General features: G+C 61.6%; 10 protein-coding genes and 2 pseudogenes. 7 read left to right on the top strand and 5 right to left on the bottom strand.

Annotated features, from left to right (window positions below; genetic code table 11):
- Positions 1 to 5: 5 nt before the first annotated feature.
- Complete coding sequence (locus tag CAPSK01_RS09760; RefSeq protein ID WP_034925786.1) at positions 6 to 200, bottom strand: SDR family NAD(P)-dependent oxidoreductase; 195 nt, start codon at positions 198 to 200, stop codon at positions 6 to 8.
- A gap of 150 nt (positions 201 to 350) precedes the next feature.
- Between CAPSK01_RS09760 and CAPSK01_RS09755 the strand changes: the two genes are divergently transcribed.
- Positions 351 to 1199 carry a hypothetical protein gene (locus tag CAPSK01_RS09755; protein WP_034925784.1) on the top strand — a complete coding sequence of 283 codons (849 nt, stop codon included), beginning with the start codon at positions 351 to 353 and terminating at the stop codon, positions 1197 to 1199.
- A gap of 4 nt (positions 1200 to 1203) precedes the next feature.
- Complete coding sequence (locus tag CAPSK01_RS09750; RefSeq protein ID WP_034925783.1) at positions 1204 to 2379, top strand: SAM-dependent methyltransferase; 1176 nt, start codon at positions 1204 to 1206, stop codon at positions 2377 to 2379.
- Between the two features lie 80 nt (positions 2380 to 2459).
- Here CAPSK01_RS09750 and CAPSK01_RS09745 read toward each other — a convergent pair whose 3' ends face one another.
- The 4 genes from CAPSK01_RS09745 to CAPSK01_RS09730 form a co-directional block, all read right to left on the bottom strand.
- The gene (locus CAPSK01_RS09745; RefSeq protein ID WP_273703432.1) at positions 2460 to 3200 is read right to left on the bottom strand and encodes a hypothetical protein; all 741 of its coding nucleotides are present in this window, start codon (positions 3198 to 3200) and stop codon (positions 2460 to 2462) included.
- 238 nt (positions 3201 to 3438) lie between these two features.
- Positions 3439 to 4020 (bottom strand): TerD family protein, encoded by a 582-nt coding sequence (locus CAPSK01_RS09740; protein ID WP_034925780.1) that lies wholly within the window; start codon positions 4018 to 4020, stop codon positions 3439 to 3441.
- An 81-nt stretch (positions 4021 to 4101) separates the two neighbouring features.
- The gene (locus CAPSK01_RS09735) at positions 4102 to 4809 is read right to left on the bottom strand and encodes a VWA domain-containing protein (RefSeq protein ID WP_273703431.1); all 708 of its coding nucleotides are present in this window, start codon (positions 4807 to 4809) and stop codon (positions 4102 to 4104) included.
- 12 nt (positions 4810 to 4821) lie between these two features.
- The gene (locus CAPSK01_RS09730) at positions 4822 to 5949 is read right to left on the bottom strand and encodes a toxic anion resistance protein (protein ID WP_273703430.1); all 1128 of its coding nucleotides are present in this window, start codon (positions 5947 to 5949) and stop codon (positions 4822 to 4824) included.
- Between the two features lie 278 nt (positions 5950 to 6227).
- Here CAPSK01_RS09730 and CAPSK01_RS22550 point away from each other — a divergent pair.
- The 5 genes and pseudogenes from CAPSK01_RS22550 to CAPSK01_RS09705 form a co-directional block, all read left to right on the top strand.
- A pseudogene (locus tag CAPSK01_RS22550) lies at positions 6228 to 7019 on the top strand (DUF2235 domain-containing protein); the annotation flags it as partial.
- 852 nt (positions 7020 to 7871) lie between these two features.
- Positions 7872 to 8480 (top strand): glutathione transferase GstA, encoded by a 609-nt coding sequence (gstA, locus tag CAPSK01_RS09725; RefSeq protein ID WP_034926029.1) that lies wholly within the window; start codon positions 7872 to 7874, stop codon positions 8478 to 8480.
- Between the two features lie 223 nt (positions 8481 to 8703).
- Positions 8704 to 9228 (top strand): DUF1993 domain-containing protein, encoded by a 525-nt coding sequence (locus CAPSK01_RS09720; protein WP_034925779.1) that lies wholly within the window; start codon positions 8704 to 8706, stop codon positions 9226 to 9228.
- A 272-nt stretch (positions 9229 to 9500) separates the two neighbouring features.
- A complete protein-coding gene (locus CAPSK01_RS09715) occupies positions 9501 to 10148 on the top strand; it encodes a hypothetical protein (RefSeq protein ID WP_273703429.1) in 648 nt (215 codons plus the stop codon).
- Between the two features lie 272 nt (positions 10149 to 10420).
- Positions 10421 to 10831: pseudogene (locus tag CAPSK01_RS09705) on the top strand (hypothetical protein); the annotation flags it as partial.

Raw genomic sequence — 10831 nt, 5'->3', positions numbered from 1 at the left:
GATAGTTACAGCATAACTGCGCTTGCTGGCTGGGGGAAGATCCGTCTGAGCGCATTCAGTTCGGCAACCAGCGCCTCGGCCGCTGCCGAAGCCTGGCGGTAGTGCACCATGATATTGGCTCCGGTTGCGTGCATTTCGCGCGCGATGACACTGCCCACCCGCTTGGCGGCGCCGGTTACCAAGATCGTTTTTCCGCTCATCCCCTACACACCCATCCCCATGCTATCCCAACGATCAGGAAAGCAACCAGGGGTTGATTCTAGCGGATTCTTGCCACCGCCTTCCGAAAAACGCTCCTTTCCTTCGGCGCCGCGGTAAACTGTGAAAAAACTGACATCGGGAGATCATTGATGAGCCATCTGGACACCCCACTCGACGCCGACGATCTGATGATGATGAGCGAGCGCATCGCCAAACTCCCGGCCGCTGAAGCAGAATGGGTCAGCGTCCTGCTGCAGGAATTACTGCGCACGCGCGCGCGCGAAGCCGAATTGCTGGCTGGGGAAGCAACACTCCGGCGTGAAACCGAAGCACATAGCGCCGAGCTTGACGATCACCTGGCACAGCTCGCTCTCGACACCGCCGAATGGTTGAAAACGCTGTGGAATGTCGGCTACATGGGAGCGGGCAACTTTCGTACCGACCCACGCTCGACATTTCCGTCGATTGACCTCGAAGACATTCGGAAATCCTCGCTCTTCGCCCGTATTCGCCAGGGCAAGCACGCCCTTCCGTTTGCACCGCCAACCCGGCAAGGCCTGCCCTGGCACGAACTGCTCGAAGGCCGGGCGGAACAAACCCACACCGTTAACGCCGAGGTCATTCGTGATGAAGCGGACCTCCCGATCGAGGCGATCATCGAAGGTTGTGCCGAGTGGCAGATCATCGACGAAGACGCCGAGCAGCAGGAATTCATCGTTCAGTACCAGGGCAAGGGACCGCGGTACCGGCTGCGGCTGACAGACGCGACTGCCCGACTGCATCGCGAACAGCCAAGTATGACACGCAAAATCCACCTGCAAGGGCACGGTGGTTTCCACAGCTACACTCTCGAATGGCCCGAAGCCGACGACCGCAAGCAGTTCGTACCCTTGCGCGCAGCCACTTGGGCGCGTGCGGAATCGGAGGCGGAGCACTGGCTGGCGACGACGCATCCCGAAATGTACGGTCAGGTCCGCTTCGAAGTGTGCGAACAGTGAGGCATTGACTACCCGGATCGCAGCCTCGCTGCCCATCCCGACGGCCGAGGCACTGGCCTGCAGCGCGGTGCTCAGCCGCGACATTACGGCGCGAATCGAAGCCGCAGGGGGCTGGGTCGGCTTTGATGACTTCATGAACCTCGCGCTCTACTCGCCGGGCCGGGGCTATTATGCGGGAGGCGCGTACAAGTTTGGCGCCGGCGGAGATTTTCTGACCGCACCCGAAATCAGCGCGACCTTCGCTCAGACCCTGGCTGCGCAGGTCGCGCAACTGCTTGACCTGACTTCTCCGCACATCGTCGAGGTCGGCGCCGGCAGCGGGCAGCTCGCCGCCGACCTGTTGCTCGAACTCGCGCAGCGCGGTCAGCTCCCCAAGCGTTACGAGATCCTCGAAGTGTCCGGTGAATTGCGCGCCCGCCAGCGCAAAACGATTGGTCAGCGTGCGCCGCATTACCTGCACTGCGTACACTGGCTTGACTATCTGCCCGAGCATTTCGACGGCCTGGTGCTGGCCAACGAAGTGCTTGATGCGATGCCGGTCCATCTCGTGACCTGGACCGCAGAGGCCATTGCCGAGCGCGGCGTCGCGGTCAACGATGGACAGTTCATCTGGCGCGATCGCCGAGCGGGTGGCCGGTTGCTCGAACATGCACAGGCACTGGCCGAAGAATGTGCGATCGCACCCGGCTATCTGAGTGAAATCGCACTGCTGGCGCCGGCCTGGGTGGCGCAATGGGCAGCGATCCTGGGACGCGGTGCGCTGCTCCTGATCGACTATGGCTTTCCGCGGCGCGAGTATTACCACCCGCAGCGCGATGCCGGCACGCTGATGTGCCATTACCGCCACCACGCGCACGGCGAGCCCTTCTACCTGCCGGGCTTGCAGGACATCACAGCGCATATCGATTTTACCGCCATCGTCGAAGCCGGCTGCAAGGCCGGACTGGATTTGCTGGGCTACACCACGCAGTCGAGCTTTCTCTTCAACTGCGGCCTGACCGAAATTCTGGCAAGAACGCCGGTGAGCGACCCCATGCGCTACCTGCCGCTCGCCAACGCGGCGCAGAAACTGGTCTCCCCAGCGGAAATGGGAGAGCTTTTCAAGGTGCTCGCCCTCGGCAAGGGCATCAGCGAACCCCTGCTCGGCTTTGTCAACAGCGACCGTAGCGCGACCCTCTAGAGGTTTGCCGGCAATCGCCGAGCGAATCCAATCACAGCGTTCGGCAAACCAACCCCTGGGCCTGGCCGGCATCGGCCATCTCAGCCGCCGGCCTTGCCGTGAGCGAGTTCCCAGACCGGGATGGTGACCCGGACAAGCTGCTCGATCTCGCTCTGCCAGGTGATCACCTGACGCCTGAGCTGCTCGAGCTGCGGTTCGAGGAGATCGAAGTGCTGGGCCGAGAGCGTCAGCAAGTGGCCGCGACGCGACAGCGCTTCGGCTTCGATGTCGCGTAGCGCGAGCACCTGCGGCGCGATCTTGAACAGCAGCAGCGATGCAAGCAGGTCATCACGGCAGGGCACAAAGCGACCGGCCAGAACGTCGAGAGCGTCGAGCGTCGGTGCCACCTGCGCGAGAATCAGCTCGAGTGCGGGTTTCAACGATCCCGGCGAGTTGCGTTTGAAGATTTTCCATAGACCCGCAGCACCCATCGCCCGGTTGCACCGTTCGATCAGATCGCCAACGTTCCAGTTCACGACCACTGCGGTCAGTCGCTGCAGTTCGATGGTCATCGCTTCGATGCGGCGCAGCAAAGGATTCCCCCAGGCGGCAAGGTTTGCGACTTCGACCGGCAACAACTCGCGAATCGCCTGGTCGAGCGACTCGAGCTGCCTGGCGGATATCGCCGGCAAGGCTTCAATGGCCTGGCGTTTCAGCCGTTCGAGGTCGGAGCCCCGACCCTCGTCAAAGAGCAGCGACGCGGGCGTGTACGCCGGCACGGCGGCCGCAGGCGGTGCCCGCTCCGGCAACAGCATCGCCTGGACCGGTACTGGCGTAGACATGGGTAGTGGTGAGGAGAAAGCTACGCGCTCGGGCAGCTTCAATGGCGCGATACGAGCCGTGACCCGTTGCAGCGGCTGTGCCGGCGGCAGGTCGAGCGGTTGCACCTGACGCGCGGGCAGCGATGCCCCTGGCTCAGCCGGTCGAGGCGCCGCTTCGGCCGGATCCGACGCAAACTGCGGACAAACAGGCCCTACGGACGCCGCCGCGGTATCCTGGAACAGCGGCCGAACCCGTGAATCAGGCTTCGAGGCCATAACCCCGCACGAAGTCGAGCAGGTCACGCTGATAGCCTGCACCAACCGCCTGAAACTGCCACTCATTGCCGGCCCTGAACAACGAGCCGATCTGGACGGCGGTCTGCCCGGCGAACTCCTCGTCGAGATCGTATTCGGCGAGAACCTCGCCAGTCTCGTCGTTGTAGACCTTCAGATAGGCGTTCTGAACCATCCCGAAGTGCTGCCGGCGGGCAAGCGCCTCGTGCATCGTGACAATGAAAGAAACCTCAACCGCATCGGCAGGAGCGACGGCAAGGTCGATCCTCAGCGTCTCGTCATCACCTTCACCGACCCCGGTACGGTTGTCACCGGTATGCGTGACAAATCCCTCGGGGCTTTGCAGATTGTTGAAAAAGACGAAGTGCCCATCGGACAGACAGACCGGTGCGTCACCGACCGTCTTGAGGACGAAGGCGCAGACGTCGAGGTCACACTGCCCGAGAACCCGCGTGATGTCCCAGCCGATTCCGACCCGAACGATGCGCAGCTTCGGCGCGGCTTTGGTCAGGTTGATCCCCTCCCCTTTCTTCAGATTGACGGCCATGTAAAACTCCTTTGCTCGAAATGAAACGAATAGGCGAATCGCTGCTGGATGCCTTGCCTGACGTTCGCCGCGGCCTGCGGATCAGAGCTTGCGCAGCCAGTCGCACAGTTCGGTGGTCAGCAGCGCTTCGTAGATCGCCTCGTCGCTGATCTTGAGATTCGGAAAGTGGCAAAAGCCGGCATTGGGCAGATCGTCGGCCATTTTCTTGATGAAACGGAAATCGGTATCGGTACCGATGCCGACCAGCTGCCAGTAAATCCGGTACTGACGTGCCTCGCGCAGGATCTTCTCAGCCTCGGCTTCATCGTTGTTGTCGCCGTCGGTGATGAACAAACATAGCGCCGGGATATGCGTATCTCTGGGCGCGTGCTGCTCGGTTTTCTTGAACATGCCGAGAAAACCGCTCGAAGTGACGACGCGTTCGCCGCGAAAGTAGGTGTCGAGGACCGCATTCATCACCGGCGCGTAGTTGGTCCCTCCCCACTTGTTCACGTTCGGGTTGTCGAGGATTGCCTTCTTGACGTAGTTGCCAAAATCGGCGGCTTGCGCGACCGGCGGTGTCGAGTATTTCTGGTTGAAGGTCCACACCTCCATTTCGCCGTTGTCGTCGAAGGTACCGGCGATGGCGAGCAGGCGGTCAACCGTTGCCTGAACGAGACCGTCCTGGTACTCGTTGTGCATCGAACCGGAAATATCGATGCAGAGCCCCACCCGGCAACGTGGCGGCTGTGGCAGCGCACGCTTCTCGAGGACGATTCGGGTCTTCTTCTTGAGGTCGATCAGCGACATGACGAATCCTTTCTAGCGGGTTTTCTGGAAGCCGGCAATCAGTTCTTCGCGCAAGGCACCGAGCTTGGCATCGGTCTGCGCCCTTGCCGCTGCGGCCTCCTCGTTGATCTTCTGCACGTCCTCGAAAGCGCCGAGCAACTGCTTCTGCACATGTTCGAGGGTTTCCATCTCGACCAGTGCCCGCTGATTGGCGCGCGCGATCTCGGTGGTATTCTGGCGCAGCAGGTCGGCGTTGCGGCGCAAGGCCGCGTTGGTCGCATCGTCGACCGCGGTCACCAGTTCGGCCGACTTCGCCTGCTCCTGCAGCAGAATATGCAGCGAGAACTGTTTCTTCCAGGCGGGAATCGTCACCGCGACGATATCCTGGAACTTCGCGATCAGCATCCGCGAATTGTTCTGCAACAGCCTGATCTCCGGAGCAGTCTGCATGGCGATCATCTGTGCGCGCTTCAGATCGTCGATCCGCTTTTCGAGCCGCACGGCAAGCTGACGGCGATCGGCGATGGCCTGTGCCTGCATCGGGTCGCTCGTCTCGGGGGTGCCTGTCAGTTCCTCGTGCAGCGCGGCCAGCAACCCCTGCCCCTGAATGACGGCCTCGCCGAGCGCCCTGTACTCCTCACCGTTGGCAACATACATTTCGTCCAGCTCGCGAATCCGCTGCTCATAGGTACGTGCCGAACGTTCGAGTTCGCCGACGAGTGCGTCAAGCTGGCCGGATACCGACTGGAACTGCGACCTGACCTGTTCCTTGGCCGAAATGAAGAACCCCTTGAGCTTGCCAAGCAGCGACTTGTCGAAGAGGAGCTTGGGGTCGAGTTGCTGAGCCGTCGCGACGAGTTGGCTCAGAGAGACGCCGAACTGGTCGGCACCAGTCCCGCGCACCATGCCGAGCAGTTGCTCGGAAATCGCCGCCACCCGTCGGGTGGATTTGTCGCCGAGCGCCGTAAGGTCGGACTCGCTGACGGTCACCCTGGCTGACGGCGCACTCAGGTTTGCCGCCAGCGGCATCACCGCACGCGTCGGTACAGGCACCGGAGGATTGACCGGCAAGGGTTCCGTAGCCGGTAGAAACTCCGCCGTCGGACTGGCCAGCGGGGTGGACTTGTTGGCGGGGGCAGCATCGGCAAACAGTGGTTTCATGGCAACTCCCGGGAAAGAGGGGTTGATCGGTAGCGTCCGACTGAAATCTTCGACAATTTCGCACATTTGGCATGCCGCAGTATAAGGTGCGGACCGCGCAGGGAAAAGAGGGAGGGAGGAGATACGCTCTGCGAAAGGGTCAGATACCGTCGCCGATGGCCTCCCCAGCGACCCACAAGCAGGCTATCCTATTGGATCCCCAAAAAAGGCACGGCGCACAGGAACGGCAACCCTGGCGTACGACGAGGTCACCAACGCAGCGACAATGAGGAGAAACAATGACCAAACAGATAGTTGTTTGCATGGATGGCACCTGGAACGACCCTATCGAACAAACCAATGTGTATCGCCTGTTCGAGACGCTGCCCGGCAAGGAACAGTTTGTCGAAGAACAAGGGCCGATCCGTTCCCATCTCAGCAAACGCAATGAGGAGCTCGCCGCCTTTTATCTGAAAAGTGTCGGCAACGGCGGACGCACGCAGAGTCTCCTGGGCAGCACGCAGGGAATCGGCCTGCACGATTGCATGATCGACGCCTATGTCCTGGTCTCGCAGGTGTACCAGAGCGGTGACAAGATCTGGCTGTTCGGTTTCTCGCGTGGTGCCTGGGCAGCCCGCAGCCTGGGCGCCTTCATCGCTCGCACCGGCCTGATCTGGGCAGCCGATGCCTTCGACGACAACGCCGCCGACATGGCCGAAAACATCTGGCTGGCCTACAAGGAAGGTCGTGGCATGAAGCGCGGTGGGCGTTTCTGGAAACACCACGACAAGATGCCGATCCGGATGATCGGTGTCTGGGACACCGTTGGCGAATTCGGCGTCCCACAGTTCAGCGGCCTGCACATGTTCGACCGCGACGAACTGCGTTTCATGAAGTTCACCGACCGCGAACTGAGCAGGCATGTCGAGTACGGTCGCCAGGCCTTGGCGGTGGATGAAGAACGGGCCGACTTCCGGCCGACGCTATGGAACGAGCGCGAGGGCATCAAGCAGGTCTGGTTTGCCGGTGTGCATGCGGACATTGGTGGCGGCTATGAACACTGCGGCCTCTCGGACATCGCGCTCGAATGGATGATCAACGAGGTCAACGACCTTGACGCCGGCCTGCGGCTGTTGCCTGCACAACTCACTGAGCCCCTGGCGCCGAACGCCCTGGAGGACCGGCACGACGAAACGCACAACCTGGTCTGGCGGTCACGCCCACATGGCGAGCGGAAGATTCCTGATGATGCCGAACTGCACCCCAGCGTGCTGTTGCGGTTGCAGGAGCGCGCCGACTATCGCCCCAAGGCACTTGAGGACGTTTCTGCCAGCAGCACGTTCTACCGGACGGACGAAGCGCCCCCCGAGGAACAGTTGCAACCGGAACGTGAACCCCTCCCTTTCCGCAAACTTCCAATTGACGGCTCGACACGCTTTCCGGCCTATGCGCATAAATGGTGGAACGCCTCGGGGATCGAAGTCGATGTCGGCGAGAAATACCGCATTGAAGCCAGCGGAGCGTGGATCGACAAAGGCACGCCCGCAGGTGCCGACGGCTACGAATCCACCACCTGGTTCATGGATCTTGCGAAGGGCAGCCGCCGCCTGGAAGAACGCCCGTGGTTCTCGCTGGTGGCCGCCATCCATCCGCGACCCGATCTGGAAGCGAACAACCCTGACTCGGAAAACGTGCTCACCGGACTGGTCGAAAGCGCCATCAACGGCGTCGCGCGCATCGACGACGAAAGCAACCTGATGGCCACCCCGAATGCTTGCGAAATCGAAATCGGCGAAGCCGGTTTCCTGTACTTCTTCGCCAACGACTCCCCGTTTTCCTATGGCAACAACAGCGGGTTCCTCACCATCGAAGTCACCCGCATCCCCTGGTCGCCTGAAGAAGACCAGAAACCCCTGTCGACGCCACAGCCGCTCCCCGGCAGCCTGGACGTCAAGCTGTACTACGCCCCCGGCGCCTGCTCGCTGGCCGCGCACATCGCTCTGCGTGAATGCGGCCTCGACTTCGAACTGGTGCGCGTCGATATCCGCCAGCACCAGCTGGCCGACGGCAGCGACTTCAACGCCATCAACCCCAAGGGCTACGTGCCGGTGCTCGAAATCGGCGATGGCGTCCGTCTCACCGAAGTTTCGGCCATCGTTCAGTACATTGCCGACCGCATTCCGGAGAGCGGACTGGCGCCACGGCCTTACACGCTCGAACGTTATCAGTTGCAGGAATGGCTGGCCTTCATCAGTGCCGAGCTACACAAGACTTTCACACCACTGTTCAAGCCGGATACCCCTGAGGATTACAGGCTCTGCCTCCAGGAAAACATCGCCACCCGCCTGGGCTACGTCGACGCCCGCCTTGCGGGCAGGCATTACCTCCTGGGCAACCAATTCACCGTCGCCGACGCCTACCTGTTTACCGTCCTCACCTGGTGCAATCGAATAGGCATGGAAATCGCGCGCTGGCCGATGCTGCGGACCTTCCAGGAACGCGTCCGGCACCGCCCAAACGTCCGCGAAGCCCTGGAGGCCGAAAACAGCTGAACAGGAACAGAGTCGACGAACGGCAGCCCTGTGAGGGCAGCCGTCTCGACGCGGCGAGCGTCATTCCTTACCGGGGGGCCCATCTGTCGGCGACGATCGCCGGCTGGATCTGCTATATTCCCGACCAGCACGCTGATCCCCTTCAATCTTCCCTTCACCCGCCGACGTTGGCCGGCAGCTTCCTCGCCGGACTTCAACCCAGGCACCAACCAGGAAAACAACCATGGCGATTTCGCTCTATGACGGAAGTGTAAAGAGCTACCTGCAAACGCTGGCAGCGGTCAGCGGCTTTCTGGACCGGGGTCTTGCCTATTGCCGGGAGAAGAATCTCGACCCGGAGGAGATTGTCGAGACTCGCCTGTATCCGGACATGCTGCCGTTTCGCTTCCAGGTCCAGTCTGTCGTTCACCATTCCCTGGGTGCAATCGAGGGCATCAAGAACGGCGTCTTTCGCCCGCCGGCCGACCTCCCGGCACATGACTACCTGGCTTTGCAAGCGCTGATCGTCGGCGCAGGCGACGCGCTCAAGAACCTGATGCCTGCGGCGATCAATGCCTATGAAGGTGGCACGGTGATCTTCGAGTTCCGTAATGCCCGTTTCCCATTCACGACCGAAGAGTTCCTGCTGTCATTTTCTCTGCCGAATTTCCATTTCCACGCCACGACCGCTTACGACATCCTGCGGATAAAGGGTGTTCCATTGGGCAAGCGTGACTACCTGGGGACACTGCGTCTGAAAACCAGCTAGCCGGGCAGGCATGACAGCAGGCCTGCCCCTTACTATGAAAGTTGCGAGCGACTCTCGAATCTCTCCTCCGCGGCATCCGCGCCAGCCGGTCGGCTTGCAGTCAGTCCGCAACCCCGGGCGGCAAGTGGATAGCGTTGCGTCGACGTCGTCAATCAGGCGTTCCCGGCGCCCGGTCAGGCCGGTTCCTGGCAGTGAATTCCGCTGCGCAACGCCGACATGGGAAGGGGTGATATGATCCGGATACCGACCAGGAGACGCAGGAGAAAACAAGCATGCCCAACAAAGCGCTTTTCAGATCTTTCGGACGCTTGACCGCAGCCGCCTTCGTTGTTCTGCTTGCCGGCTGCGCCGGTGGCCCGGTGGGCACCTGGCCCGGCGACGAACAGGCGACGCAGACCGAACAAACGATCCCGGTGCGTATCGGCTATGCATGCTGTAACCTCCATTACAGCGGCGACTGGATCAGCGACTCCAACTACGCGCAGCTTTCCTTCATCCCGGTCGGCACACCGATCACGGTCAAGAAGATAGACCGTTATCGCTATCGCGCCTATGTGGATGTCGCCGGCAAACCCATGCGCATGGGCCTGGATTACGGCCGGGGCCAGGAAACCACCGAGCAATGGATCAACAAGGTGGTCGTTCTCGACGATCCGAGGACGCGCCTGGCCACCTTTCCGCCTGTAATCCGCGAGGCCATCTGGCTTGGTCGCGTCATGCGGGGAATGACCAGGGAACAGGTGATCATGGCTGCCGGCTACCCGCAGAGCGACGAGACACCCTGGCTCGACGTCCTGTACTGGCGCTACTGGTGGGCAAGCGCCGGGCCATATTACGTCTATTGGTCGCGCAACAGGGAGGTTACCAGGATTGAAGGCAGCCCGGAGATCCTGAGCCAGGTGACCTATCGAGGCGAATGATTCGCCGCCATGACCGGGCCATGCCGCCGGGCGTGCGCTTGGTCGATGGCACTGCAAGCAAGAAAGACCTGCACGTCGCAGGCAGTACGGTGTTCTGCGCGATCCCCTGGGAAGATTGTGCGGCGCCCAGCAGGCGCGCTTTTTTCCAGAAACCGAACGGCTTGATCGTGCGCTTTGCAAATATGCCGATCAACACTCGCTGGCGCTGAACCCCCACCAGCGGTTACGGTTCGGTCGCCCGGATGATCCCGGCCAGAGCAGGAGGAAATGTGATGCAGGCTGGCAAGAGGCTGCTCGCCACGGTGCTGGTGCTGGCGCTGTTCGGGGGAGCGCTCTGGTATGCCACGCAGGAACACCAGGCGCAGCAATTGCATCGGTCAGAAGCGCAGGAACGTGGCGCGGTGGACAGCGTGAAGGAAATGAGCGGCCTGGTGTCCGTCGACGTGGAGCCCTTTTTCGCGGATGTCCGGGTACAAAAGATCCTGCGCGAGCGCAAGCTGCCGGTCAAGGTGACCCGGGTCGGCAGCCGCGACATGGCTGCCCAGCTCAGTGCTGCGGCGATGCGTAGTAGTGGTTCGGCGGGCGGGGTGGCCGATTTCTACTTTCCATCCGGTGTGCTGGCGGCGAATCAGATTGCCGACGAGGCCTGGAAGGCTGGCATCAATGCCACCCAGACTTCGCCG

The organism is Candidatus Accumulibacter vicinus (assembly GCF_000584955.1).
Lineage (GTDB): Bacteria > Pseudomonadota > Gammaproteobacteria > Burkholderiales > Rhodocyclaceae > Accumulibacter > Accumulibacter vicinus.
This window is presented reverse-complemented; position numbering and strand designations above follow the sequence as displayed.

Coding starts and splice junctions, on each gene's coding strand:
- CAPSK01_RS09735 (WP_273703431.1), bottom strand. CDS start 4,809: ATGTCGCTGATCGACCTCAAGAAGAAGACCCGAATCGTCCTCGAGAAG.
- CAPSK01_RS09745 (WP_273703432.1), bottom strand. CDS start 3,200: ATGTCTACGCCAGTACCGGTCCAGGCGATGCTGTTGCCGGAGCGGGCA.
- CAPSK01_RS09720 (WP_034925779.1), top strand. CDS start 8,704: ATGGCGATTTCGCTCTATGACGGAAGTGTAAAGAGCTACCTGCAAACG.
- CAPSK01_RS09715 (WP_273703429.1), top strand. CDS start 9,501: ATGCCCAACAAAGCGCTTTTCAGATCTTTCGGACGCTTGACCGCAGCC.
- CAPSK01_RS09730 (WP_273703430.1), bottom strand. CDS start 5,949: ATGAAACCACTGTTTGCCGATGCTGCCCCCGCCAACAAGTCCACCCCG.
- CAPSK01_RS09740 (WP_034925780.1), bottom strand. CDS start 4,020: ATGGCCGTCAATCTGAAGAAAGGGGAGGGGATCAACCTGACCAAAGCC.
- CAPSK01_RS09755 (WP_034925784.1), top strand. CDS start 351: ATGAGCCATCTGGACACCCCACTCGACGCCGACGATCTGATGATGATG.
- CAPSK01_RS09760 (WP_034925786.1), bottom strand. CDS start 200: ATGAGCGGAAAAACGATCTTGGTAACCGGCGCCGCCAAGCGGGTGGGC.